At 63.0% G+C, this 24,185-nt stretch carries 24 protein-coding genes; 2 read left to right on the top strand and 22 right to left on the bottom strand.

Annotation, left to right across the window (positions count from 1 at the left end; genetic code table 11):
- Window positions 1-2: 2 nt before the first annotated feature.
- The 4 genes from QMG79_RS08965 to QMG79_RS08980 form a co-directional block, all read right to left on the bottom strand.
- Complete coding sequence (locus tag QMG79_RS08965; protein ID WP_283538245.1) at window positions 3-788, bottom strand: glycosyltransferase family 2 protein; 786 nt, start codon at window positions 786-788, stop codon at window positions 3-5.
- Window positions 785-2,254, bottom strand: coding sequence for a bifunctional PIG-L family deacetylase/class I SAM-dependent methyltransferase (locus tag QMG79_RS08970; RefSeq protein WP_283538246.1), 1,470 nt, complete (start codon window positions 2,252-2,254; stop codon window positions 785-787). Before QMG79_RS08970 ends, QMG79_RS08965 begins: the two co-directional genes overlap by 4 nt.
- A complete protein-coding gene (locus tag QMG79_RS08975) occupies window positions 2,251-3,405 on the bottom strand; it encodes an acyl-CoA dehydrogenase family protein (protein WP_283538247.1) in 1,155 nt (384 codons plus the stop codon). Before QMG79_RS08975 ends, QMG79_RS08970 begins: the two co-directional genes overlap by 4 nt.
- A 107-nt stretch (window positions 3,406-3,512) precedes the next feature.
- Complete coding sequence (locus QMG79_RS08980; RefSeq protein ID WP_283538248.1) at window positions 3,513-3,848, bottom strand: thiamine-binding protein; 336 nt, start codon at window positions 3,846-3,848, stop codon at window positions 3,513-3,515.
- A gap of 95 nt (window positions 3,849-3,943) precedes the next feature.
- On the opposite strand from QMG79_RS08980, the gene QMG79_RS08985 reads away from it, so the two are divergent.
- Window positions 3,944-4,582 carry a TetR/AcrR family transcriptional regulator gene (locus tag QMG79_RS08985; protein WP_283538249.1) on the top strand — a complete coding sequence of 213 codons (639 nt, stop codon included), beginning with the start codon at window positions 3,944-3,946 and terminating at the stop codon, window positions 4,580-4,582.
- A gap of 19 nt (window positions 4,583-4,601) precedes the next feature.
- On the opposite strand, the gene QMG79_RS08990 is transcribed toward QMG79_RS08985, so the two are convergent.
- From QMG79_RS08990 to QMG79_RS09005, 4 genes are all read right to left on the bottom strand, one after another.
- On the bottom strand, window positions 4,602-4,913 hold the full coding sequence (locus QMG79_RS08990; RefSeq protein WP_283538250.1) for an AzlD domain-containing protein: 312 nt from the start codon (window positions 4,911-4,913) through the stop codon (window positions 4,602-4,604).
- Entirely contained in the window at window positions 4,910-5,647 is a 738-nt protein-coding gene (locus QMG79_RS08995) for an AzlC family ABC transporter permease (RefSeq protein ID WP_283538251.1), read from the bottom strand. The genes QMG79_RS08990 and QMG79_RS08995 overlap by 4 nt, the downstream gene beginning before the upstream one ends.
- Complete coding sequence (locus tag QMG79_RS09000; RefSeq protein ID WP_283538252.1) at window positions 5,644-6,240, bottom strand: DoxX family protein; 597 nt, start codon at window positions 6,238-6,240, stop codon at window positions 5,644-5,646. Before QMG79_RS09000 ends, QMG79_RS08995 begins: the two co-directional genes overlap by 4 nt.
- Window positions 6,241-6,340: 100 nt before the next feature.
- Window positions 6,341-7,216 carry a glycerophosphodiester phosphodiesterase gene (locus QMG79_RS09005; protein WP_283538253.1) on the bottom strand — a complete coding sequence of 292 codons (876 nt, stop codon included), beginning with the start codon at window positions 7,214-7,216 and terminating at the stop codon, window positions 6,341-6,343.
- Between the two features lie 179 nt (window positions 7,217-7,395).
- Between QMG79_RS09005 and QMG79_RS09010 the strand changes: the two genes are divergently transcribed.
- A complete protein-coding gene (locus QMG79_RS09010; RefSeq protein WP_283538698.1) occupies window positions 7,396-8,643 on the top strand; it encodes a DUF445 domain-containing protein in 1,248 nt (415 codons plus the stop codon).
- Window positions 8,644-8,732: 89 nt separating this feature from the next.
- Here the strand turns inward: QMG79_RS09010 and QMG79_RS09015 are convergent, their stop codons facing one another.
- From QMG79_RS09015 to QMG79_RS09080, 14 genes are all read right to left on the bottom strand, one after another.
- Window positions 8,733-9,482, bottom strand: a complete 750-nt coding sequence (locus tag QMG79_RS09015) for a LamB/YcsF family protein (RefSeq protein ID WP_283538254.1) — start codon at window positions 9,480-9,482, stop codon at window positions 8,733-8,735.
- Window positions 9,466-10,278 (bottom strand): hypothetical protein, encoded by an 813-nt coding sequence (locus QMG79_RS09020; protein ID WP_283538255.1) that lies wholly within the window; start codon window positions 10,276-10,278, stop codon window positions 9,466-9,468. Before QMG79_RS09020 ends, QMG79_RS09015 begins: the two co-directional genes overlap by 17 nt.
- Before the next feature lie 177 nt (window positions 10,279-10,455).
- Window positions 10,456-10,833, bottom strand: coding sequence for an ArsR/SmtB family transcription factor (locus QMG79_RS09025; RefSeq protein WP_283538256.1), 378 nt, complete (start codon window positions 10,831-10,833; stop codon window positions 10,456-10,458).
- Window positions 10,814-12,079: an MFS transporter gene (locus tag QMG79_RS09030; RefSeq protein ID WP_283538699.1), complete on the bottom strand. Its 1,266-nt coding sequence runs from the start codon at window positions 12,077-12,079 to the stop codon at window positions 10,814-10,816. Before QMG79_RS09030 ends, QMG79_RS09025 begins: the two co-directional genes overlap by 20 nt.
- Before the next feature lie 277 nt (window positions 12,080-12,356).
- Window positions 12,357-13,433 carry a fatty acid desaturase family protein gene (locus QMG79_RS09035; RefSeq protein WP_283538257.1) on the bottom strand — a complete coding sequence of 359 codons (1,077 nt, stop codon included), beginning with the start codon at window positions 13,431-13,433 and terminating at the stop codon, window positions 12,357-12,359.
- A gap of 310 nt (window positions 13,434-13,743) precedes the next feature.
- Window positions 13,744-16,089 carry a glycoside hydrolase family 65 protein gene (locus QMG79_RS09040; RefSeq protein WP_283538258.1) on the bottom strand — a complete coding sequence of 782 codons (2,346 nt, stop codon included), beginning with the start codon at window positions 16,087-16,089 and terminating at the stop codon, window positions 13,744-13,746.
- A gap of 111 nt (window positions 16,090-16,200) precedes the next feature.
- Window positions 16,201-16,929, bottom strand: a complete 729-nt coding sequence (locus QMG79_RS09045; protein WP_283538259.1) for an HAD family hydrolase — start codon at window positions 16,927-16,929, stop codon at window positions 16,201-16,203.
- 146 nt (window positions 16,930-17,075) lie between these two features.
- Window positions 17,076-17,699 carry an alpha/beta hydrolase gene (locus QMG79_RS09050; RefSeq protein WP_283538260.1) on the bottom strand — a complete coding sequence of 208 codons (624 nt, stop codon included), beginning with the start codon at window positions 17,697-17,699 and terminating at the stop codon, window positions 17,076-17,078.
- A 19-nt stretch (window positions 17,700-17,718) separates the two neighbouring features.
- Entirely contained in the window at window positions 17,719-18,042 is a 324-nt protein-coding gene (locus tag QMG79_RS09055; RefSeq protein ID WP_283538261.1) for a hypothetical protein, read from the bottom strand.
- Entirely contained in the window at window positions 18,039-18,650 is a 612-nt protein-coding gene (locus QMG79_RS09060) for an Asp23/Gls24 family envelope stress response protein (RefSeq protein WP_283538262.1), read from the bottom strand. Before QMG79_RS09060 ends, QMG79_RS09055 begins: the two co-directional genes overlap by 4 nt.
- Complete coding sequence (locus tag QMG79_RS09065) at window positions 18,641-19,183, bottom strand: RNA polymerase sigma factor (RefSeq protein ID WP_283538263.1); 543 nt, start codon at window positions 19,181-19,183, stop codon at window positions 18,641-18,643. Before QMG79_RS09065 ends, QMG79_RS09060 begins: the two co-directional genes overlap by 10 nt.
- Window positions 19,184-19,616: 433 nt before the next feature.
- On the bottom strand, window positions 19,617-20,174 hold the full coding sequence (locus tag QMG79_RS09070) for a YbhB/YbcL family Raf kinase inhibitor-like protein (protein WP_283538264.1): 558 nt from the start codon (window positions 20,172-20,174) through the stop codon (window positions 19,617-19,619).
- Window positions 20,175-20,243: 69 nt separating this feature from the next.
- A complete protein-coding gene (locus QMG79_RS09075; protein WP_283538265.1) occupies window positions 20,244-22,160 on the bottom strand; it encodes an ABC transporter ATP-binding protein in 1,917 nt (638 codons plus the stop codon).
- Window positions 22,161-22,174: 14 nt separating this feature from the next.
- Window positions 22,175-24,028 (bottom strand): ABC transporter ATP-binding protein, encoded by a 1,854-nt coding sequence (locus QMG79_RS09080; protein WP_283538266.1) that lies wholly within the window; start codon window positions 24,026-24,028, stop codon window positions 22,175-22,177.
- Window positions 24,029-24,185: the final 157 nt, after the last annotated feature.

The raw sequence follows: 24,185 nt of genomic DNA on the forward strand, positions 1-24,185 counted from the left end.
CCCTAGTGCGTGGTGCTGCCAGGCTCCGCAAGGGAGCGAAGGTACGAACCAAACCCTTCGGGCGCCCTACCTTCAGTTCTGCTAGAGGTGATCACGCGGATACGGTCTGTAGCAACCACCCGGTAGCCTCGCTGGCGCATCTCGGTCACCAGGATGCGGTCCTCATGCGTTTCCAGCGCCGGAAAACCACCACTCACGACATAGGCCGAAGCCCTTGCTCCCAGGTTGGCGCCGTGGATGTGCGAATGATTTTCTGTCAGTGAATGCCTGCCATGCCACAGCCGCAGGATTGCGGGGTCGGCCCCTGACGGCTCGGGTTCGACTGTGCCCAGGACAGCGTCCGCGCCGTCCTGGGCCATCTGCACCTGGGTCAGGAGCCAGTGCTCCGGTACCACCGAATCTGCATCGGTGCTGGCCACCCAGGTGGAGGCTGATGGCAGGGCGGAGCTTGCCCGCAGCCGGAGCAGGCCTTCTGAGACACCAAGCTGGCGGGCAGCGCCGACGCTCCGGAAGTGGCTGTCAATACTGGCAAATCTGGCGTCACCAGCAACAACGGCATCAGCCGCCCGCTGGGAATCGTCAGTGCAGGCATCAAGCACCAGGACGCACAGGATCTGGATGCCAGGTTCTGCTGACTGCAGGACGTTCATTGCGTGGCAGACGGCGGCGAGGCAACGTCCAAGCCGTTGCTCTTCGTTGTGGGCCGGGATGACCACCACAACCTGCTGGATCCCTGCATGCCCGTCAGCAGCCTCGACTGTACGGTGGTTCCCCAACACGTTGCTCATGAGGCTCCCGCAGAGTCATTGCGCGCGCCGGGAGCCACCAGGACATCCACAAGGAAGTCGCGTTCCCGGTACTCCCCGGCAACGTCCCATCCCAGCGATTGCCGAATCCGGGCATGCGCCGTGTCACCGTCAAGCGCCCACCCATCGATCGGGTGCCGCCAGTGGCACAGGAGGAGCGTCCCGCCCGGCAACATCGCTCCGGCAACCCGATCGACGAGCATGTCCAGTTCTGCCAGCGTGAGGTAGTAGCTAACTTCAGAGACCACCACCAGGTCGAAATACCCAGTTGGCCAGTCAGCGGGGACGCTCACCTGCTGCGTCCTGACCTGGGGCAGCCTGGCAAGCCTGCTCCGTGCATGCTCCAGGGCCGCACCGCTGGCGTCCACTGCCAGCAGCGCGGCACAGCGTGGCGCTAGGTCAGCTGTCAGCGCGCCGATGGAACACCCCACCTCGAGTGCCGAGCGGTAGCTTTTGTCTGGCAGGGCTGCCAGCGTCAATGCCCGTTTACGCCCTTCGTACCAGCTGCCGGTGTAGTCCCACGGGTCCGCGCTGGCGGAATGGACGACGTCGAAGATCTGCTCCGCATCAGCGGCGCCATAGTGCCGGGTAGCTGTAGCCTCGGCACCGGCCCGGCCCTCGGCCAGTCCACGACCTGGCGTGAGGGCGAAGACTTCGAAACTGCGTTCAAAATGTTCCAGGAACCCTGCGTGGAGCAGCGCCTCGTCACCGGGCTCTGGGGACAACGGCGCGATTTGGCTCTTGTGGGTCTGCAGTGCGGCGTCCTTGGCCGCCCGGCTCTGGGGCGTTGCATCCACGCGCTTCCAGGACCGCCACTCATGGCGATCCGGCACCGCCCAGTGCCAGTACCAGATGACAAATTCGAGCAGGGCGTGACCTCCCGCCAAGGCAGTGTCCGCCGCAAGGGAACCCAGGGCATCGTGGTCGGTGTGCCCGTCAAACCGATACGGCGCAACGAGCACCACAGCCTGGGAGTCGTTCCGATGCCTGGCTGCCCGATCTCGCAGTGCCCCTGCGATCAGGTCGCTGTGCGCCGCCACCTGGCCATCCGGAACGCCGAGATACAGCCAGTTGCCGCCAACGCCCAGCACATCCATTGCCGTCCGGAATTCAAGGAGCCGGCAGCTTGCCAGCTCGCGCGGCGAGAGCGTGGGCGACTTTGGGTGCGACGCTTCGCCGGCAGTGCAGAGGATTACCTCCACGGTGGCGCCGGCAGCGATCACCTGCGACATGAGGCTCCCCGCACCCAGCGACTCATCGTCAGGATGGGCCGCAAGCACAATGAACGTCAGACCCGAGAGGATGCGGCCATCCCCTGGGTGCGATCCGGCGGCCTGTTTTTCTGGTCTGGCATTCAGTGCCACCAGGTCCAGGACCGGAAGCACAGGCAGGGAACTCTCCCGCCATAGCCGTTCTGGCGTCCCCTGCTCGGCGTGGGTGAAGCTCACCAGGACCTCTTGCCCTGCAGCGTAAAACGGGCAAGTTGGGCATCATCACGGGACCCGTGGTGCTGCCGGACATAGAGCGAGAGATCGGCCATCCGCTTCGCGTACGTCCTGTCAAAGGCCAGTGGTGCTGGTCCGCGGTTGCGGGCAGCCAAGTCCAGGACGCGTTCGACGGCGGCAGCAACGGTTGCGCGCACCCGCAGCGCCTCGGGCCACGCGTCAGCGCCATCGAGTTCGCCGGCATCTACCGCTTGGGCAGTGGCGCCGAGCCAGCGAAGCGTCATGGTGAGCGTTCTGTCCATTTCGCCCAGGGCGGCGAGCGCCAGCTGGTCTGGCTGTCGGCCGCCGTCGGCCTGGTGGTTCAGCGACCGGCTGAAGTCTCGGGCCACCGCCACTGCCCCGCCAAGCCAGCAGGCGGCCACCGCCATGCCTCCCCAGGCAAAGCCGGGCCGGGCGTGGTACCAGCCGGGATTGCCTACCGGGACTGCAGGGGTCCCCGCGCAGTGGATGCTTCCGCTGGGGACCTCCCGGAGCCCGTGGGCAATCCAGTCAGGCTCCTCAGCTTCGACTGTCCCATCCTTCAGGCTGATGGCAAACAGCGCGCGGCCAGCATCGGGGGTATGCGCAGTTACCAGGGCTCCATCCAACGCTGAGGCAAGTGAGCACCACGGTTTGGAGCCGTCAAGGAGCCACTGTGGGCCTTCCTCCGGGCCGCGGACATGGTTGTCCTGGGCTGCCAGCGTCGTGGCAATGGCCTCGAGCCGGAGCCCTGGGCCTTCGGCGGCAAAAACGCCCCAGGTCCGCCCGCCGGAATCTGGTATTCCGGCCTGGTCCAGGATTGCCAGCGCATCCAGGTGCGGCTCAAAAATTCTTGCTGCTGCAACATCAACAGCTGCGATCGAGGCCAGAACGGTCCATACTGCAGCCGTACTGTTTGATGCTGGGGACTGCGGCCCCGGTAGCGGCAGCGTTTTCCCGGCCGAACGGGCCAGGGCAAGGAGTTGCGGTACGTCACCGACTGATCCAGCTACGGCTGCCAGCAACGCTCGCAGGTCTGCCGGACCGGCTTTGCCGCCAAGGAGGTCAACAGGCTCGGGGACGTCTTCCCCCGATACAGAACGGGCAAAACCGGGCGTCTCGGGTGTCCTGCTCATGGTTCCTCCCTGCACGCCACGCCGAATGGCATGTCCACGCGCATCCATCATAAGCCTACTTAGTAGATTGATGGCTCAAGCCGAGCAGCACAACTGCTCGAGCTGGGTCAGCTGTCCATCTGGCCGAGCGCACCCTCCAGGCGCTCAACCTTGGCAGTCAGCTCTCCTGAGTAGCCGGGCCGAATATCGGCTTTGATCACCAGGGACACCCTGCTGCCAAATTTACCGACGGCGTCAGTGGCCCGCCTGACAACATCAAACACTTCATCCCATTCCCCCTCGATGGTGGTGAACATGGAGTCGGTGTGATTGGGCAAGCCCGAGTCACGGACAATTTTCACCGCCGCGGCAACGGCATCGTGGACCGAGGCATCGGTGGCGGACTGGTCCGGCGCGGCTCCCTGGGGAGTGCCGGATGGGGCTACAGAAAAGGCAAGCAACATAGCCCAAGTGTGCCTGCTCCATTAGTTTTTTGTCACATAAAAACGTACTGGCCGGTAACGGTCCGCCGAGAGGAACCCGTTGCTACCCTGAACCCATGGACGTCGCAGTAGCCCGCAAACCCCTCCGCGCGGACGCGGCCCGGAATGTGGACAAGATTATTACCGCTGCCCAGCAGTGCTTCAGGGAATTCGGACCGGATGTTCCACTGCAGACCATTGCCGTCACAGCGGGAGTGGGCCCGGCAACCCTGTTCCGAAACTTCGCCGACAAAGAGGCCCTTGTCCTGGCGACGCTGGGCCGCCAGTTGAGGCTTCGCGTGGATCCGGTCATGGAACAGTCTCTGCTTGACCCTGATGCGGCCAGGGCCCTCCTCCGTGTGATCGAGGCGATCATGACTGCCGCGAGCGACGACGCAAACCTCCTTGCCGCCGTCGCTGGACGCCGCCGCCAGCTCCTGAGAAGCATTACGGGCAACGTTATTGGCACGCTGGGTGTCCTGTTGGGCCGTGGCCAGGCGCAGGGGACGTTGCGAACAGATATTTCATTGCCGGACATGATTCAGTTGCTGGGCATGCTCATCGGAGTCCTGGACACCCTGGAGCCCGGCTCCGACGCGTGGCACCGCCCGCTGTCCCTCATGGAGGATTCCATCCGCACCACCCGCCCTGCACGGCCGTTGCCGGCGCAAGAGCACCAACCCGACCTGACCTATGCCGGGATGGCTCCGGCCTGAGGCGAACGGCCGCCAGGCCTCAGGGGAACCCTGCCAACCGAAGCAGGGCCGCTGCTGCGGCGCCTGCAATCACCACCACCAGGAACGGTGCCCGCAGGAACAGTGCCACAGCTGCTGCCACCAAGGCACCCAACCGGGCATCGAGCACAATGGACTGTCCCGTCACCGTTGCGTTGACCACTGTCAGTGACGCCAAAAGCCCAATGGTCATGGCCCCGGCGATCCTGGACATCCGCGGGTTGCCAAGGACCGCGGCCGGTAGCAGATATCCCACCAGTTTCCAGCCATACGCGAGCACGCACGCAACCAGGATCCAGCCCCACAGGTTCATGCCGTTCCGCCCCGGAAGGTCTCGTTGCTTTCGGGGTAGGGATCAACGTCAGGTTCCAGGCCCTCGTTGCTGCGGCCGTGGCTCACCGCGCCAATCACTGCCGCCACCACGGCAGCAACCAGAATCGGAACGCCTGGCGGAACCCAAGGAACTGCCAGCACTGTGGCCACAGCACACACCACGGCAATGGCCGCAGGCTCACGCCCCTTCAGCCTGGGCCACAGCAATGCCAGGAATGCGGCTACAGCGGCACCGTCGAGTCCCCACTGCCTGGGATCTCCCAGTCCGCTCCCGGCTAACGCACCCACCGCTGTAAAGACGTTCCAGAGGACGTAGATCCCGATGCCGGCGGCCCAGAACCCCCGGCGTTGTTCGTCGGGATCGGTCTGTCCGGTGCTGGTGGCCGCCGATTCGTCAATGGTGACCTGCGCCGAGGCGAAGCGTCGCCAGCCCCGCGGGCGCAAGAGTGCATTGAGCTGCATCCCGTAGATGCCGTTGCGCATTCCCAGCAGGGTGGCAGCACTCATGGCGGCCACCCCGGAGCCGCCGCCGCCCACCACTCCGATAAACGCGAACTGGGAGCCGCCACTGAACAGCAGCAGACTCAGGGCCATGGTCTGCCAGAAGTCAAGGCCTGACGTAACTGACAGCGCCCCGAACGAGATCCCATACAGACCTGTGGCAACACTGATGGACACCCCCACCCGGACAGCTGGCGAGTCCCGCAGCCTCACTGTCTGGCGATTTTCTTTCGCAGGCTCCAGGCCCACAGAATCAGCGGCACCTGAAACGGCAGCCTGAGCGTATGTGCTTTGCGCTGACCTGCTGACCCTCGCGGTCCGTAGGCCCTGCGCAGGGCATCGATATGACCTGCGGTAAATGCTGCGTACATGGCAGTCACGCCGGTCGCCGTAAATCGCCGGGTGGCGGGAACAAGAAGCCCGACGGCGGCACCGGCCTCTATGAGTCCACTCACCGCGATCCATTCGCCACGCGTCATGATCGCCAGCGGCGTGGGCGTCCCGCTCCTGTCCGCGTGACCTGGTGAGCCAGGATCACCTGCAGAACCGTTGCCCCTCGCTCCCCCGCTGGTTCCGGCAGGCCTTGCCTCCGGAATTCCGGCCTCGGACATCCCAAAAACGACAGCTGCCGGTTCAGGTACAACGGTGTCCGCGTCAGGGTCCGCGGACACCAGATCCGCATCCACGCCGGCCCGCGGCGCCTGGTCCTTTGGTTCCTCACGGCACAGGTAGCCGGGGACTACTTGCCTGTAAAAGGAAGGGTCGCGGAAGTGCTTGAGCGCGCTGGCGGCCAAAAGGGCGCTCATGGCTAGTGCGGAGAGAGTTTGGACAGTCGCTCTGGACGGTGGCAGGTGCATGGTTCAACTCAACCACAGGGAGCGTCTGCTTGGCACCGCACCACAGCTGCTACAGCTGGGCCAGGACCCGGGCGGGCTTGTTGGTGGTGATCTCGTGGATCCCGAGCCCCTGGCACAGTGCCACATCGCGTTCATCGTCGACAGTCCACACCCGGAAGCGCCGTCCTGACTCAAGCCAGCGCTGCACTGTTCGGGCATGCTGGCGGACGTAGTCAATTCCCGGACCGGCCAGCCCTACCTGGCTATTATCAAGTAACTGTTCGCCCTCTGCCTGGGCAGCCTTCATGACATTGGCCACCGCGCTGCCGGAAAGTGCGCCTAGGCCCATCCCCTCACGGAGTTCTGCAACATCAACGTCAGCCACCAGCTGGCAGATGAACGTCCCGGGGATCTTGCCGAGGAGGTATTTGGTGGCATCCGGGTCGAAACTCATGAAGGTGACGCTGATGTTGTCCACTGCTGAGGACTCCGGCGTCCAGCCCTCTGCCAGCAGAATGTCCAGCACCCGGTCCTCAAGCTTGAACGCAAAGGGGCTGGGATGCTTGAGCTCAATGGCGAGGCTGATGGGGCGTCCGGCGCCGCGCAGCAGGTCCAGGAGTTCGGGCAGGGTGAGGAACTGTTCACTTTTGGCGCCGTAGGCTTCCGGCACCCGGGCACCCTTCCAGGAGGAAAAGTCCAGGGCACGCAGTTCCTCAAGCGTCCGGTCTGCCACGGGCCCGGTACCATCCGAGGTTCTATCCAGGGTGGAATCATGCAGAAGGACCACCTGCTGGTCCCGGGTGAGGTGCACATCGCATTCCACGCCATCCGATCCATCCGCCAGCGCCTGCAGGTAAGCCGCTCGGGTGTGTTCAGCGAACGCTGCACTGGAACCGCGGTGGGCAAAAACCAGGGGCCTGGTGGACTCGGAGGTGTCGTGTGTCATGAGGACACGCTAGCTGACGGACCGCTCCGGCACGGGGCTAGGCTTGGCACATGCAGGTGAACTCTGAACAAACTACTGCGCCCACGGGCGCCCACGCCGCGACCCCCACAAAGGCAGGCGGCCCAGCGGCTGGCGCGCCACCGCAGGCCGTCCCAGCAGCCGGTGGCCCGTCTGGTGGAATGTCAGCAGGGGATGCCGAGAAAGCAAGGGCCCTTCGCCGGATGAAGTCTCTCGCGCTGAGCCTTCTGGTGGCCATGGCCGTCATCTTTGTCTTCGCTTTCGCGCTTCAGGAAGAGTACCCGTGGCTGCAGTATGTGCGGGCCGCTGCCGAGGGCGGCATGGTGGGCGCCCTCGCTGACTGGTTCGCCGTGACAGCGCTTTTCAAGTACCCCATGGGCCTCAAGATTCCGCATACGGCCATCATCCCGCGCCGCAAGGACCAGATAGGCGCGTCCCTGGGCGAGTTCGTAGAGACCAACTTCCTTTCTGAGGAAGTCGTTCAGGACAAACTCGCAACCATCAACATCGCCCGCCGCGCGGGTGAGTGGCTTACTGGCCCGGGCGGTGCGGATCGCGTTGCCAAGGAGGGTGCGGCGATCATCCGCGGCGCCTTCACCGTTTTGAACGACGACGACGTCCAGGCCGTCATTGAAGGCCTTGTCCGGAAGCATCTGGTCACGCCGCCGTGGGGACCACCGGTGGGCAAGCTGGCCGAACGCATTTTTGCCGATGGACACCACCACCAACTCGTGGACCTCCTGGTGGACAGGGCCGCCGACTGGGTTGCTGACAACCGTGAGGTTGTCAGCAGGGTAGTCACGGACCGCTCCCCCACCTGGGTTCCCAGTTTTGTGGATGGCATGGTGGGCGACAAGGTCTACCTGGAAGTTTTGAAGTTTGCCCAGGCGGTCCAGTCGGATCCGCAGCACCAGGTCCGCCAGTCGATCGACACCTACCTCAAGGACCTAGCGCAGGACCTTCAGTACGATCCGGCCATGATTGCCCGTGCCGAGGGCATCAAGGCACAGGTTCTGGGCGATCCGGAGGTCCGCGAGCTGGCTACCCGCACGTGGGCGACGGTCAAGAATGCCCTGCTCACCGCCGTCGACGATCCCACCAGCGAACTGACGGTGCGCTTCAAGTCAGCTGTCAGGGACTTCGGCCTGCGCCTGGTGAATGACACCGAACTGGCCGGCAAGGTCAACACCTGGATTGGCGACGCTGCGGGCTATCTTGTGCGCACCTACCGCTCGGACATCGCGGCGGTCATCACGGATACTGTGTCCCGCTGGGACGCAGCGGAAACGTCACGAAAAATCGAACTCCAGGTAGGCAAGGACCTGCAGTTCATCAGGATCAACGGCACGGTGGTGGGTTCATTGGCTGGGCTGGCAATCTTCACCGTGGCACACTTCGTCTTCGGCTAGAACGCACACCTAGAAGGGAGGGAGGGCACCGACGTTGGCGGTGCCCTGCCTCCCTTCTTCAGTTCACGTTCTTCATGTCACGTACCGTCTCAGGCGAAAGATTCCAGCTCCACACCGGCATCCTCAAGAGCCCTGCGGACTGCGACGGCCATGTCAACAGCTCCGGGGGTGTCACCATGGATGCAGAGCGAATCGGGGGTCAGTGAGAGCACGCTGCCATCTACTGCCTCGACCTCGCCCTTAAGCGCCATGCGCACGGCCCGCTGGGCGATAGCGGCGACGTCGTGCAGCACTGCCCCCTCCTGCGACCGCGGTACCAAGGTGCCGTCCGGAAGGTAGGCGCGGTCGGCGAAGGCTTCGAGGAACACGGGGTGGCCTGCCTCGCGAGCCTGGGTGATGAGCTCGGACCCTGGCAGCCCAAGGATCGGCAAGCCTGGATCGTAGGCGTTAACGGCGGCCACAACAGCCGAGGCCTGCTCCGCGTCACGGACAATCCTGTTATACAGCGCGCCGTGCGGCTTCACGTAGTCAACAGAAGCGCCCACCGCGTGAGCCACCCCGTCCAGGGCTCCTAGCTGGTACAGCACATCGCCGAAGAGCTCATCAAAACTCATGTCCATGGAGCGCCTGCCGAACCCGGCAAGATCCCGGTAGCCAACATGGGCGCCTACTGTTACATCGAGTTCGAAGGACGCCCGGCAGCTATCCAGCATGGTGATGGGGTCACCGGCATGGAACCCGCAGGCCACATTTGCGCTGGTAATGACCTGGAACATGGCGGCGTCGTGCCCCATGGTCCAGGAACCGAATGATTCGCCCAGATCAGCGTTGAGGTCCAAGATTTTTGCCTTCCAGCGTGGGATGGTCCGCGGCGGTGGCCCCATCGCGGAGTTCCCCCGGAATGGTGTCCGGGAGCGGGCCAAACGCTTCCTTGGCATTGGCAACTATTGCGCGGCCCATCATGAGGTTACCGGCACCACCCACGACGGCTCCAATACCGAACGGCAGCGCCCGGCCAAAGAATGCAGTCCCCTGGCGTTTGACCAGGCTCCTAAGGAACATCTTCTGGATCTGCCCACGCACCGGGCCGAAGTTGGCTCCCGGGATAGCCCGGGACAACGTCGCGGACAACGATTTGGTGGCGTTGCTGCCGTTTCCGCGGGCCTGGCCGCTGAGCGTGCTCAGCAGCGTGGTCCCTTCCTCGCCAAGCATCAGTGCCATCACCATGGTGCTGGCTTTTTCTGGATTGATGAGCCGAATCCCGTGGAGCTCGGCCAGCGAGGTGGCGTAGAGGGCCGTGGCTTCCAGGAAGCCCACAGTAGCCACGGCGGACAGTCCCAGGGACGCGGCAGTCCCAATGCCGGGGACGACGGCGGTGGCCCCGACGGCGGCCCCGCCACCGGATACGGCAGCAAGGTAGTCACGCTCGAGTTTGCGCGCCACCTCCGCGGCAGTAGCTTGCGGGTGCCGTTTCTGCAGCCTACGGATGTTGGCCAGGACTATGGGGCGCTGGACGTCAACAGCTTTGAGGAGCATGTTGTGCAGTCCGGGCCGGGGCTTTCCCTCGGCGTCGAAGGCTGCATTGTGTGCGGTGTCCTGGGCGATTTTCACTGCTGGGTTCTTGCGCCGGGCCATGGCTACCTCTGTTCGGGCCTGCGGCCGGCAGGACCGGACTGCAGGGTAGATAGTAAGTCTGCTTAAGACTATTGCACCGGCGCGGCTGGGAAGGCCAGCTTCGCCGAGGGAGCAATAGCGTGAATCCGCTCCTGCTGCTTGTTACCGGGAGGCCACGAGGGGTTGCGCAGTGCGCAGCTACCCGTGCGTGGGTTCGCCTGTCACCTGGTGATCAGCGTGGTTGATGGTTTCCTGGATGAGCCTCGACAAGTGACCGTCGTGCAGTGAATAGACGACGTGGCGGCCGTCCTTGCGGGTGTCGACCAAGCCACTGAGCCGCAGCTTTGCGAGGTGCTGGCTGGCCACCGTCCGGGGCACCTGGGCTGCGTCAACCAGTTCGGTGACAGTTTTGGGTCCCTGGGAGAGCTGCCAGAGAAGGTGCAGGCGAGTTGGTTCAGCAAGCATCCGCAGTGTTCCGGCAGCACTGCTGAGTAGTTCCGGGCCGGGCGTCACCTGGTGGAAAAGTGATGGCACGCCTGCGCCGGCTTCGAAGGAACTACTCTGCGGACTGCTCAATGGCCTTCTCTTTCGGAACGGAAACCCTGGTTTCGGCAGAAATCGCACGGGGCCAGGACAGGAAAGCCCCTGCACTGCCAAGTATTGCAAGAATTGTCAGCACCGCAGCAGCCCAACCCAACCCCGCAGCGGCACCGAGCCATCCGGCGAGCGGATAGCTGACGATATAGCACGCGTGCGAAAGTGAGAACTGGGCCGTAAAGACATAGGGCCTGGTCTCTTCCGTGGACGCTTCGCGTAGCAGCCGTGCCGACGGGGTAAGGATTGTTGAATTGCCTGCGCCGAGCAGGAACCAGAGCCCGAGCAGCCACCACCAGGCCACGAGAGGGGGCGAAACGGAGGTAACCACCGTGATCCCAGCCATCGCAGCCGGGATCACCGCAGCCCCGGCGAGCATGACGACACGGTCGCCGAACCGCTCCAAAAATCGTGGGGCTGCGATTGCAATGAGCATTGACCCTATGCCGAAAGATGCCAAAGCCAGTGCCACGTCGGTCGCCGGGCGGGCCAGGTTCTCACGGACATAAACAACAGTATTGACCAGCACCATTGCGGTGGGCGCGGCGACAACCACATTTAAGGCCAGCAAGGAGCGCAGCCGTCGATTCTGCCAGAAAATCCGGGTGCCCAGGGTGCTTCTGTGCCACAGTGATCCGGCAGCATGGCCGCCACTGCCGTTCTTGGGCAGCGTGGTGAATGCCACCAGGCCGGCCGAGAACAGGAATCCTGCCACGGTTCCCAGAAAAAGGTCACTGTAGCCAAGAACAGTGAGCAGCAGGGCCGCAGCGAGAGGGCTCACCAGTGCCTCCATGTCATAGGCCAGCCGGGACAGCGACAGCGCGCGGGTGTAATCGCGTTCTTCCGTAAGCACTGTTGGAATAAGGGACTGGAAAGCCGGGGTGAAGGTTGCCGAGGCGGACTGCAGCAGGAAAATGACAACGTAAATCTGCCAGGTTTCCGTGATGAATGGCAGGCAGAGCGCCATTCCTGCCCGGACCAGATCGGCACCAACCAGGACAGCTTTTTTGGGCAACCGTGCCACCATCGCATTGATGACCGGTGCAAAGCCGACGTATGCCAGCATCTTGACCGTCAACGCTGTCCCCAATACGGCACCGGCATTGCTTTTGGCTATGTCAAAAGCCAGCAACCCCAGCGCCACCGTCAGAAGTCCTGTTCCCAACAGCGCTATTACCTGGGCAGCGAACAGTCGACCATAACTCGCTTTCCGCAGAACCGAGAGCATCAGGAACTCCTCCGACATTTACGTACATACGTGCGCGCATGTGCACTTAAAATATAGAGCCCAAGGCCCGGACATTCAACAACGTCGTCAAGGGAAACCAGAACAAACCGGGCAGGCGGTTGAGCAGGCGATTCGACCAGCTATGCCCCGCGTGAGTCCTGAACCGCTACCCAGATACCGGCCGGGTAAAGCTCAGGAGAGGAATCGTGGTCTCCACGGACCGCCCGGTCGGTAAGTCAGGCGCTCTGAACCTTTCCTGCGCACCCGCGAAAATATTTCAGAACCGGCGGGTAACAGTGGACATGGGGCACTCGAAATGCCTGCCAGCGGCAAGGCCTACGCTGTTCAAGTACCGGACAATGATGCCGTATGAGCTCAGCAGCGAGGCTTCGGTGTAGGGGATCCGGTGGGTGTCGCAGTACTCACGGACCAAGGTGGAGGCCTGACGCAGGTGCGGGCGGGCCATGTCAGGGAACAAGTGGTGCTCCGCCTGATGATTGAGTCCACCCATCAACAGCGAGATGAACCAGCCACCGCGGATGTTGCGGGAGGTCAGCACCTGCCTACTGAGGAAGTCCACGCGGCTGTCTGCCGGAAGAACCGGCATTCCCTTGTGGTTGGGAGCAAACGACGCTCCCATGTAGAAACCGAAGACAGCAAGCTGCACACCAATGAAGGCCGCAGCAATTCCCCAGGGCAGGAACACGAACGCCAGTACGGGAAGTGTGGCCAGCCGAACCAGGAGTACAGGAATCTCAACCCAACGATGAGCCACTTTGTCCTTGCCCATGACATAGCGCACCGAGTCGATCTGCAGGCCCAGCCCCACCAGCAACAGCAGCGGGAAAAAGAGCCACCCCTGCTTTCGGGTCAGGAAAGAGAACCTGCCCTGGCGCGTGGCCGCTCCCTCGGGGTGAAAGGCAATGGCACCGGTGGCGATATCCGGGTCCTTGGAAATAACGTTGGGATGGTTGTGGTGTGCCCCATGCTTCTGCTCCCACCATGAATAGCTGATACCCGCAACGCCAACGGCCAGGATCCTCGCGGACCAGTCGTTGGCCCTACGTGAAGCAAAGATCTGCCGGTGCCCAGCCTCATGCGCCAGGAAACTCAGCTGCGTGCACAGGATGCCAAGGCCAGCGGCAATGATGAGCTGGTACCAGGTGTCCCCCAGCAGTGCGAACATGACCCAGGTGGCAGCCATCAGCAGCACCAGGCTGGCAAAGAGGGTCACATAGAAGCCCACCCTGCGCTCCAGGAGTCCTGCCTTCTTAACACCTTTGAGGAGGTCGCTGTAACTCTGCACCACGGAATTTTCCCGAAGACGTGGACCGGCGGTAGTGGAAGTGGTCATGATGTACGGCCAACTTTTCAATGAGCGCCGGAACCTCTGGGGAAGCGAGTGGCACGAAGGGGTCGAGGTCCCCAGCTGGGGCACCTAGCGGAGGGGGCATCGTTCCATCCAGGCTGCCGTAGCAGCGCGGTCGTGGCCACCCTCGTTGTCCCACGATTCCCGAGCGTCGGTGGAGGCACGCAGGGCAGTGGCTTCCGGAGCGTCTGGATGTGCTGCGGCCGCTGTGGGTTCCTTGGGAGGGGCACCGTGAAGAGCTTTCGCGGGGTCCCTACATAGACCAAGCCTACCCGGTCAGCCTGGATACCGGCTGTTACAGCCTCGCACGGACCACCGGAAGGCTCGCTGTGGGCAACCCGGAAGGGAAGACGGTGGGTTCCGGCGCCTCGGTGGGAGCAAGGGCAACACTGATGCCTTCGATACCCACCGAGACAACCTCACCGCGCACATCCACGGCGAGGGGTTCGCCCCGGTCAATGGACAGCGAGATGGATCTTTCGTCCAGCCTGACGGAAAGGAGGCGCCCGTCGATGCGCAGGTGGAAGGACAGCGCCGACCATTCCTGGGGGAGCCTCGGATCGAAGTACGGCAGCGGTCCCTGGTCACGAAGTCCCGCGAAGCCGCAGACGAGTGAACTCCAGACACCGCCCGTTGATGCGATGTGTACACCGTCCACCGTATTGCCGTGCGTGTCATCAAGATCAATGAACACTGCATCCGTGAAGTGCTTCAGTGCGGCAGCCCCGTACCCAACCTCAGCAGCCATGATTCCCTGGACACAGGCGGAAAGGGTTGAGTCCCCCGTCGTCAGCGGATCATAGAAGTCGAACGCCCGGTGCTTTTCCTCGGCGCTGAAATCCTGCCACTGCAGGAACATCGCCAAGACGGTGTCCGCCTGCTTGAGCACCTGGTGCCGGTAGATGACCAGTGGATGGAAATTGAGCAGGAGGGGGTATTTTTCCCGGGGGGTTTCCCAATCCCACGGCTCCAGCGTCATGAAATCGTTGTCTTGTGCGTAGACCTCAAGGTAATCGTCATAGGGCAGGTTCATCAGGTTTGCGGCGGCGTTCCATAGTTGGCGCTCATCGTCGTCGATGCTTGCATGCTCCAGGTCGGCTGCTGCACGCAGGTTGAACCGTGCCATGACGTTGGTATAGAGGTTGTCGTTCACCACTGCCGTGTATTCATCCGGGCCCGTAACCCCGTGGATATGGAAGAGCCCGTCCTTGCCGAAGAAGCCGAGGGAAATCCACATCCGGGCTGTCTCGATCAACAGCTCCGAGCCCATGCTTGAGACGAACTCCTCGTCGCCGCTCGCCCAGTGGTACCGATTGGCTGCGAACGCGACAGCCGCCGCAATGTGGAACTGGGCGGTGCCAGCGGCGTAGTAGGCGCTTGCCTCCAGGCCATTGATGGTCCGCCAGGGAAACAGTGCTCCAGCCACACTGAGTTCCTGGGCCCGATCGCGCGCGGCTGGGAGCATATTGTGCCGGAATTCCAGGACCTGGCGGGCACCCTTGGGGTTGGTATAGGTCAGGAAAGGCATCAGGTAGACCTCCTCGTCCCAGAAGTAGTGGCCTTCATATCCGGAACCGCTCACGCCCTTGGCCGGAATACCGGCAACGTCGGCGCGTGCTGTGGCCTGGGCGAGCTGGAAAATATTCCAGCGGATCGCCTGCTGCAGCTCATCCCCACCCTCCACCACAATGTCAGTGGTGGCCCAGAACTGTTCGAAGAAGTCCTCGCTCTCGGCAAAGATCTCCGATACCTGCAAGAGATTGGCTGCGGCAACGTCGGCCGGGTCCTCGCTGTCCGCAACCTGGACGTCCTGGCCGCCAGCGTAGCTTGCACCTTTCTCCAAGCGGAAAGTCTCATCCGGACCGATGGCAAGAACGTACCTAACGCTGCTCTGGTCTTGGTCCACCAATGTTTCAAACGGGAGCAACCCACCGGAGTTCCAGTGATCAACGGCAATGCCAACCCGCTGTTTCGATTCCTTTGCCTGCCAGGAAATCCGCAGCGAACCGTCAGCGCCTTCCTCCCTGGTACTGGTCAGGACCCGGCCTGCATGCCGACCGGGCCTGCGTGGATCGTGCTCCGAGTGCTCTTCCTTCTGCTGGTCCTGGCGGTTGATGACATAGGACGTGACATCCGCTGAGATATCACGGTCTGCCGAAATTTCTAGGACAATTCCAAGGTTCCCGCGGGACTTGTATCCCACTGCCCTGCGCTCTGTTGTGGTGACCAGCGCCCCGGACCGGCACTGCCACGTGATGGCGCACTGGTAGATGCCAGTGGAGAAGTCAACGCTGCGCTGGTACTCAACCACTGCAGACTCGGCCAGGCTCAGAGCCTCGCCGTCAATAACCACAGCAAAGTTGTTCACATCAGGAACGTAAAGGATCCGCTGTCCGGTCTTGGCAAATCCGTAGGCGTTCTCCGCATGTTGGATGTCCCAGGTCTCATGCAGCCCGTTGATGAAACTCCCGGGCAGTTCTGTATCCGCCTCGGACCAGTGGGCGCCTCGGACACCGAGGTGGCCGTTGCCCAGGGTGAAAATGGTCTCCAGAGTACCTACCTCGGCAGGCTCATAACGGGTTTCCACGAGTTTCCAGGGATGGCAGGGGAAGCGTTCGCGGTCGGCAGTGATGAGTGCCATGGTGTGTGGATCCTTTTGGCGGGTGGCGGGGATGTGGAGGCTGGGATCAGCCCTTAGGGCTGTAGTACAGGAGATTGCTCGGTGGCGCCGAGGGCGACGGCAACAAAGGGGCTAGAGGAGCTCGTCCAGGTCGGCCACCACATAGGAGGCGCCGGAATCAAGCAGGGTCTGCCGTCCAGCGCCGCGGTCTACGCCAATGACGGAATGGAATGATCCTGCCCTGCCCGCCTGCACGCCAGACACGGCATCCTCAACCACTACGCACTTCTCCGTGGGAGTTCCAAGGAGGCTGGCAGCGTAGGTGTAGGTGTCCGGCTTCGGCTTCCCGGCGATACCCTTTTCTGCGGCTACAACACCGTCTACCACCACGGCAAAGTGCCCGGCCAGCCCGGCAGCTGACAGGACTGCCGGGGCGTTGCGGGAAGAGGAGACAACTGCCACTTTCAGGCCGTTGTCCTGCGCGGCCCGCAAAAACTTGACGGATCCGGGGTACGGATCAACACCTGCGGCCACCACCTCGTTGAAGATGCTGTTTTTACGGTTGCCGAGCCCTTGGACAGTTGCGTTTTCTGGCGAGTCATCGGTGGGACCTTCGGGAAGCACAATGTTGCGCGAAGCGAGGAAATCTCGGACACCGTCAAACCTCGGCTTGCCGTCGATGTGATCGAAGTAGTCGCTTTCGCGGTATCCAGGAACCTCGGGGTGGTCTGCGAGGAAACCGACAAAGAGCTGCTCCCAGGCGTGCTCGTGGACCGTGGCCGTGGGAGTCAGCACACCATCCAGGTCAAAAAGGATGGCAGTGGCGCTGGTCCACGGTTCAGTCTCAGGTGCCTGGCTCATATGTTTAGCGTCCTCTCAGGGCCCGGAAGGGCCGTTCTGGCCGACATTGAGCTTATTCGCTGACTAAAGGGAGCCGCAAGATGTCATGTTGGCGCACACCCCCAAATTCTACGCAGGGACGGTACTGCAGCCGAATTCCCTTGGTCTCACTTTCCAGACAGGACGTAATGACGGAGAAATGCCGAGACGTCGCCCATCTCCTGGACGGACATGGCGTGGCCCATACCCGGGTAGCTCCGCGCAGTCAGTGCCACGTTCCGCTCAAGCCACTCCCCTGTGTGGGCCGCGGCGTCGGTATTGATGACAAGGTCAGCTTTGTCCCGTCCCCAGAAGAATGGTGGCGGTGATTCAAAGGACTCACTGAGCGCCAGAAGATCGTTGTCCAGAACAAAACCGGAGAGACCTACGGCGGCCGGGTACCGGCTGGGGTGCAGGCGCAAAAGCGTCGTCGCCATGGCCATCCCCTGGGAGTAGCCAAGAAGCGTCACGCTGGAATGACGCACACGGGCCGCTTCGATCCACGCGTGGAGTTGGTGGGTTGCTGAGATGACGTCGGCAAAATTATTTGTCAGGAAGTAGTCCAGAAGAAACCAACCGTACCCATCACCGATGATTTTCGGCGCCCGTACCGCAGCACAGGAAAATTCTGCGGGCAGGTGTGGAAAGAGGCGTGCCATTCGGGATTCATCGGTCCCGTACCCGTGGAGCATCACCAGCAGGGGCGTACCAGGCCGTTCCGACTCCGGCCGGGACCATGCAACAGTGTCCATCCGGCACGCCTAGCGAGCACTAAGAGGCATAGCGGACAGAGCTGACCTCCACGTTTACTGACACGGGGTGAGCTTCCGCGGCAAGCTCGGCGCGGACGACGGCAGCCACCGCACGCGCCACTGCCGTCGATGCAAATGCACTGTCCGAGCCGATCCTGACCAGCACATGTGTGCTGTCGGCACGGCGTTTGATCTCAACGTCGGCCGGTTCCTCTACCCCGCCAGGTGCGAGCCCGGCAGCAACATCGCCCACCATGGCGCGCAGTAGCGGCCGCGCGGCATATACGGTGACCACGCCGGGAATGCTCAGGATTGCTTCCCGGACGTCGGCTGGAGTCTTCATGATGAACCTCCCTGCTGGATTTCGTGCTCGTGGATCTTGACAATCCGGATGTTGATATCCCCCACCAGAAGTTCTGTCTGGAGGGCAAGGACACCTCGAACCTCTCGACGGAGCTCCTCAGCCATGGGCAGGAGCGGATAGCCGAAAAAAGCAGCAATTTCGATGTCGAGAGTAATCTCGGAGCCGACAGCGTCAACGTCTCCCTGGATCCGGCACTTGCCAATCAGGACCCCCTCCATGGTGTCGCCGACCGCACGCACCAGAGCTGTGACTGCCCCTTCGGTAATGAAGAGCGAATCGAGCTCGTCCTCGGTGGAGAGCGGGATTCGACGTCCCGCGCGGGTCTCCAGACGGAGATTGTTCATCAAGCCGTCAAGCCAGGGAAGCTCTTCTTTTTCTGCCTCTTCCACATCGGCGCTGATCAGATCCCCCGTCAACGCCCGCAGCCGCCGCAGGGCGGCAAGGCCGGATTGGCATTCGGGACATGTATCAATATGGGCTGACGCTGGTGACTCCCCGGTCTCGAGATATTCCTGGAGTTCTTCGATGCTGTGTCCGCAGTCCGCATCAGCGGCCCCGGGTGTGTCGTTGGTGCCGTTCATCGCCATTCCTCCATCTCCTTCATCAGGGTGGTTCTGGCCCGGGCAAGCCGTCCGCGGACCGTGGCGCTACTTATACCCAACTGTGCGGCAATCTCATCGTAGGACTGGGCGCCCATTTCTTTGAGCAGCCAGCACTGTCGCTGCCCCTCGGGCATTCTGTCCAGGGCGTGCCGCAACGCCGCCATCTGGGAACTTGCTGCTGCTGCATACTCAGGACCCGGCGCTACGTCCGCCAGGTCGTAGCTCTCATCAACCGGCACATACTCACGTCGCCGCCGCAGGAGGTCAATGCTGCGATGACCGGTGATTTTCATAAGCCAGCTTTTGACGACGGACCCGTCGTTCAGGTCCGCCAGTTGACGCCATGCCTGCGTGAAAGCTTCCTGCAACACGTCATCAGCATCTGAGGCAGACCCGGTAACCCGCCGGGCATAGGCGCGCATGAGGGGCGCGTAGCGACGCACCAGCACTTCGAACGCAGCAACGTCCCCGTCGACTGCCCGATCCACAAGGAAGGCGTCCTCGGCAGCTTCCAGCATCCCCGCACGCGACTGCCGTTGCGCCCGCGCGTCGCCATCTGAAGTCCTCCCAGACCCGGACCGGCGCGGGTGGCACCCTGCCGTCGCCCCGGTTGGGGGCGCCATCGTGCTCTCGGAGGGCACGGCATCGCCAACAACGTCGCGCGGCACAGACCCACCTGAAGCTTCCGGCTGCCTCTGCACTCCGTTGTCCACGCTTCACCGCCTTCATCTAGCACCTGCTTGGGCCCAACCCTGCACCCGGCTGGACCGGAGTCCGCACTCCGGGCAGAACCTCCGCAATCTAAGAATACACAGCCAGGCTGACCATTTTCGGCACTCTCCCCGGCGTCCGTGCACCGCCCCTCAGCGGGCGGAAGATCCGGAGTGGGTGCCGCCTGGCACAGTGCCAAATGGCACTCCCGCAGGCGAGGCATCGCCTGCGGGAGGACGCCTACTCAGATTCGAAGGTACCCATCAGGACTGCGCGGGCAATGACGTGCGGCAGCAGCGTGAATCCCAGCATGGCCGGTGATGCATCGGCCGTAATGTCCAGCGACTCAACGTCGAGGGCCTGCACCACAAAGAAGTACCTGTGGACACCATGTCCTGACGGCGGAGCCGCACCAACAAAACCCGCCATCCCGGCGTCGTTCTTCAGCGTCAGGGCCCCGGCCGGAAGCTGCCCGCTGCCCTGCGTCCCTGCCCCCGCAGGAAGACTCGTGACAGATGCCGGAATATTGGCCACGGACCAATGCCAGAATCCGGAACCCGTGGGAGCATCCGGATCATAAGCCGTGACCACAAAGCTTTTTGTTTCCTGCGGCGCGCCAGTCCAGCTCAGCTCGGGCGAGATATCCTGCCCGCCGGGTACACCCATGGCGCCTGAGCGCTGGGGTGCTGCCAGTTCCTCCCCGGCAGCAAAATCGGTGCTAGTCAGCGCAAACGACTGGACCTCCGGCAGCCTGACAAAAGGATCGTTCCAGATGGGGTCGCTCTCTTGAGTACTCATAGTGCGATGCTAACCGCCGCTTCTGGGAATTCAACCGGCAACGCCGAATCCACCCTCCGTCCCTTCACGTCAGCGCCCCGCATGCTGCCGGCTCCAGGCCAACCACAGCAACCTGTATTTGCCTTCCTGCAACACCAGTTCCGCATGGGTCCCATCCTGGATAATGACTCCCTGGTCCATCACCAGGACCCGATCGGCGGCCTGGGCCTGCGTCAACCGGTGTGCGACAGTGATGGCTGTGCGGCCAACAGCCACGGCAGATGCGGCGGCTTCCAGCTCATGTGCCCCGGCGCTGCCGGCCTCGGCAGTGGCCTCGTCGAGCACAATGACCGGAGGATCAGCAATGACAACCCGGGCCAGAGCCAACTGCTGGGCAGCTGCCGGCGGGATGCTGCGGCCCGATTCACCAATCAGTGTGTGAAGGCCATCCGGCAAAGCCGCCACCCAGGACTGGGCCGATACAACTTCCAGCGCATCCCACACAGTCGCCTCACTCGCCAGCGGGTCAGCCAACCGCAGGTTATCCAGGACAGTCCCAGCAAAGACGTGGACCTCCTGGCTGACCAGGGCAACGTAGGCATTAACCGCTTCCGGATCAATCTCGGAGAGCAGCACCCCACCGATCCAGACATGGCCACCCGAAGCTTGCGTCACCCCTGCCAGGATGGCGGCCAATGTACTCTTGCCGGCACCACTGGCACCTACCAGGGCAACCCGTTGCCCACCCGGGACAACAAGTGAGATCCGATCAAGCACCACGGGGGCCTCTCCGTAAGAGTGAGTCAGCCCCTCGATCCGGACGGAGCTGCCGGCCGGAATGGAGGTGGCCAAGGCTGGGCCGGGGGCCGCGATGCTGGCAACCCCCACGAGGCGCGCGAGGCCTGCACCCGCTGACTGGACGTCGTCGAACGTCAGGAGGAGGACCGCGAGCGGGTTGAACAGCCGATGGAAGTACAGAGCCGCAGCCGTTGCGGCACCAACGCTCACAATGTCCTCCCTGACCAGCACGAACCCGACAATCAGGACTGCACTCAGGCCGATCAGCTCAGCACGATTCAGCCAGCCTGCCCAGCCACTGAAAAGCCTGAACACTGACACTGAGTGCGCCAGGGCCGTGGCGGACCGACTTTGCACTGCTGCGACATGGGAATCCTCCGTGCGGTGCGCACGGACGGTGGCCGCACCCGAGAGTGAGCCCAGCAAGCTTTGGTTCCGCAGGGAAATTGCCGTCCGCTCCATGGCATAGCTAGCGCCGGAACGCGGCAGGTACCACCGCAGGGCAAGAACATAGACAGGCAGCGCCACCATCCCGGCCAATGCCAGGCGCCAGTCCAGCAGCGCAAGGCTCACTCCGGTCAGCACTACTGTCACTGCGGAGGACACGACAGTGGGCACCAAACCGGTAAGGGCCCGGCTGACCATGCCGACGTCATCTCCTACCCGGGTGACAAGATCGCCCGTTCCGATCTTCTCCAGCAGGACCGGCGGCAACCTCACGGCCCTGTCCACCACTTGTTCCCGAAGATCAGCCAGGATGTGTTCGCCCAGGTGGGCAATCAAAACACCCCCGACGGCGGTAATCGCACCACCGAGGACTGCCGCCGCAGCGATAAGCACCCCGGGCTGCAGCACATCAGCTACCGAAGCGCCTGCACGAAGCTGGTCTACCAGCAGGCCCAGAACCCAGGGGGCCACCAGCCAGGCCACGCTGCCGAGCAACGTCACCAGCAACGTCAGGACCGCCAGGGGAATTCGCCGACGGCAGGCACGGCCAAGTTCGCGCCACGTCTCCCGGGCAGAGGCAACAGGAAGCTGCACTGTTCCCGGTGGCGCATCAGGAGATCCCACGCGCGCCCGATAGGCCGTCAACCGAGCCTGCCGGGCAGCTACCTTTGCTGCTTTCTTTGCTGCTTTACGCGCAAAGCGCCGAGCCGACGTCGCCGCCATTTTCTCCGCCTTGGCCTGTGATTTTTTTACCAGCGGCACGGCTGCCCGATTCCTCATCGCAGGACCAGCGCCCGGTACGCAGCACTGGAATCAAGCAGATCCGCATGGTTGCCGTCCAGGACCACCGCGCCGTGATCAAGCATCAGGACCCGGTCCGCTGCATCGAGCAGAACAGGACTGTTCGTGATGATCAAGGTGCTTCGCAACACCTTTCCACCTTGGTTTCCTGAGCGGCCGTGACGGAGCGCGCGGACGCCGTCGGCGATGACCTTCTCCGTCATGGCGTCCACGGCAGTGGTGGGTTCGTTGAGGATCAGAAGCGGAGGATCTCCCAACAGGGCCCTCGCCAATCCCAGCCGTTGCCGCTGCCCACCGGACATGCTGGCACCCCTGTCCACCACCACCTCCGCCAGTCCCCTCGTGCGGGATCCGATCATTTCATCGGCAGCACTCGCGCTCAGTGCCGGGTGGGTCATCGACAGCGCCGGCAGGAGGGCAAGTTCGGCAACTGTTGCCAGTCCGCGTAGATTCTGCTCCAGGGTTCCCTCAAAAAAATCCGGCTGATACGGTTCTGCGAGCACCAGTTCCCGGAGCCTGTCCGTGCTCAGATCAAAGAGACCCAGCTCCCCCACCAGCACCGAGCCCTGCATGGAATCAGCGGCCATCCTGCCGGACAGAAGATCAAAAATGGAGATGGCGTCGCGTGGATCATTGCCGGCAATCGCAAGCAGGGTTCCCGGTGCCAGATCCACTGAAACGTCGCGCAGCGACCCGGCACTTACCCGGTGCAGGACAAGGCGCGGCGCGGGGGTGCTTTCGGGGGACGCTGCATCCTCTGGCATTTCCATCCGGTTGACCTGCGCAATAGCCATGGCCTCCGTCTCCACCCTTGAGCTGTCCGGTCGCAGCCATGGTGCATTCAGCACTTCCTCCACACGGCGTGCCGATGCGTTGGCCACAGCCAGGGATTTCAACCGGAACGCAATGGAACCCACGGGCTCGGCCATGAACTGTGCCAGGCCCACCACAGTAATCAGCTGCCCCGCGCTCAGGCTCCCGTCCAGCGTCAGCAGTCCAGCAAACACGGCAACAACTGCGAGGAAAATGCCATTGAGTGCCGCTGCTGTCCCCGTCTGGAACGCCTCCACCCGAGCTGCGCGCAACGAGGCATCAAGGCTTTTTCGGCTCGCCTGCCGGTAGCGGGCCGATGCCGGCGCCGCTGCACCAATTCCCCGGAGGGCCCGGAGGCCGCGCATCAGGTCTGTTGCCAGCGCAGAGGTCTGCCCCGCCGATTCCTGGGCCGTTCCCCTGCGTCCTGCAATAGGTTTTGTGAAGGCTGCGAGCACCAGAAGGATCAGCGGCGCCCCAGCCAGCACCAGCAGTGCCAGCCAGGGATTGATGTCCACCAGGACACCCACGGCAGCAAGCAGGCCAACCACTGCCGCGATGATGCCCGCGCGGGCTTCGACAGCCGTGGCCGCTGCATCGGCGTCCGAAGAGGCAATGGCGACGAGCTCACCGGACGCCCTGTCCGTAGCCACTCCTCGACTGTCAAGCAAACGGACTGCCATGGATCCACGCAATAGGTGCGCGCGGGCCATCGATGCGTTTTCGATGAAGCGGGCGCCGTGCCGCCAGCACAGCGTGAGGAATGAGAAAAGGACAACCAACCCCGCGATGCACCATGCCAGCGCCGGCCATTCCCCAGTATCAACTGCCGTGTCTATAGTCACGCCGATCAGGACGGGGACCATGGCCTCCGCAAGTTGGTGTCCGCCCAGCAGGATTGTCCCAGCCCAGATTCGCCACCGCGCCGCTGCGCCCAACCCGCGATGTTCGCTTTGGCCGCCCTTCCCCCGCAGCGCCTTGGTCCGGAGTTTTCCGTGGTCAGGAGGAGATATCGGCATTCTCGGCTTCCGGCTGTGAGGCAGGCCTACGGAGCTCCGCAGGGCCAAGTAAGCCTACCCTAAGTTCCAGGTGGGTACTCAGAGTTGAGTGCTGGCTCACACCAAATCTGTGTTTCTGTTGTTTTTCGTTGACAAAGCAACATGAACCTAGATAAAG

Origin of the sequence: Pseudarthrobacter sp. PS3-L1 (assembly GCF_030063285.1) — a bacterium.
In the GTDB taxonomy this organism is placed as follows: Bacteria; Actinomycetota; Actinomycetes; order Actinomycetales; family Micrococcaceae; genus Arthrobacter.

What these genes read in the sequence shown, in the direction of transcription:
- QMG79_RS09060 (WP_283538262.1), bottom strand. Translation starts at nt 18,650, where the DNA reads ATGGCGATGAACGGCACCAACGACACACCCGGGGCCGCTGATGCGGAC.
- QMG79_RS09050 (WP_283538260.1), bottom strand. Translation starts at nt 17,699, where the DNA reads ATGGACACTGTTGCATGGTCCCGGCCGGAGTCGGAACGGCCTGGTACG.
- QMG79_RS09055 (WP_283538261.1), bottom strand. Translation starts at nt 18,042, where the DNA reads ATGAAGACTCCAGCCGACGTCCGGGAAGCAATCCTGAGCATTCCCGGC.
- QMG79_RS09000 (WP_283538252.1), bottom strand. Translation starts at nt 6,240, where the DNA reads ATGAGCGCCCTTTTGGCCGCCAGCGCGCTCAAGCACTTCCGCGACCCT.
- QMG79_RS08980 (WP_283538248.1), bottom strand. Translation starts at nt 3,848, where the DNA reads ATGTTGCTTGCCTTTTCTGTAGCCCCATCCGGCACTCCCCAGGGAGCC.
- QMG79_RS09045 (WP_283538259.1), bottom strand. Translation starts at nt 16,929, where the DNA reads ATGAGCCAGGCACCTGAGACTGAACCGTGGACCAGCGCCACTGCCATC.
- QMG79_RS09070 (WP_283538264.1), bottom strand. Translation starts at nt 20,174, where the DNA reads ATGAGTACTCAAGAGAGCGACCCCATCTGGAACGATCCTTTTGTCAGG.
- QMG79_RS09010 (WP_283538698.1), top strand. Translation starts at nt 7,396, where the DNA reads ATGTCAGCAGGGGATGCCGAGAAAGCAAGGGCCCTTCGCCGGATGAAG.
- QMG79_RS09005 (WP_283538253.1), bottom strand. Translation starts at nt 7,216, where the DNA reads ATGACACACGACACCTCCGAGTCCACCAGGCCCCTGGTTTTTGCCCAC.
- QMG79_RS08990 (WP_283538250.1), bottom strand. Translation starts at nt 4,913, where the DNA reads ATGAACCTGTGGGGCTGGATCCTGGTTGCGTGCGTGCTCGCGTATGGC.
- QMG79_RS08985 (WP_283538249.1), top strand. Translation starts at nt 3,944, where the DNA reads ATGGACGTCGCAGTAGCCCGCAAACCCCTCCGCGCGGACGCGGCCCGG.
- QMG79_RS09030 (WP_283538699.1), bottom strand. Translation starts at nt 12,079, where the DNA reads ATGCTCTCGGTTCTGCGGAAAGCGAGTTATGGTCGACTGTTCGCTGCC.
- QMG79_RS08965 (WP_283538245.1), bottom strand. Translation starts at nt 788, where the DNA reads ATGAGCAACGTGTTGGGGAACCACCGTACAGTCGAGGCTGCTGACGGG.
- QMG79_RS09020 (WP_283538255.1), bottom strand. Translation starts at nt 10,278, where the DNA reads ATGGCCCGGCGCAAGAACCCAGCAGTGAAAATCGCCCAGGACACCGCA.
- QMG79_RS09065 (WP_283538263.1), bottom strand. Translation starts at nt 19,183, where the DNA reads ATGCTGGAAGCTGCCGAGGACGCCTTCCTTGTGGATCGGGCAGTCGAC.
- QMG79_RS09035 (WP_283538257.1), bottom strand. Translation starts at nt 13,433, where the DNA reads ATGACCACTTCCACTACCGCCGGTCCACGTCTTCGGGAAAATTCCGTG.
- QMG79_RS09080 (WP_283538266.1), bottom strand. Translation starts at nt 24,028, where the DNA reads ATGCCGATATCTCCTCCTGACCACGGAAAACTCCGGACCAAGGCGCTG.
- QMG79_RS09040 (WP_283538258.1), bottom strand. Translation starts at nt 16,089, where the DNA reads ATGGCACTCATCACTGCCGACCGCGAACGCTTCCCCTGCCATCCCTGG.
- QMG79_RS08975 (WP_283538247.1), bottom strand. Translation starts at nt 3,405, where the DNA reads ATGAGCAGGACACCCGAGACGCCCGGTTTTGCCCGTTCTGTATCGGGG.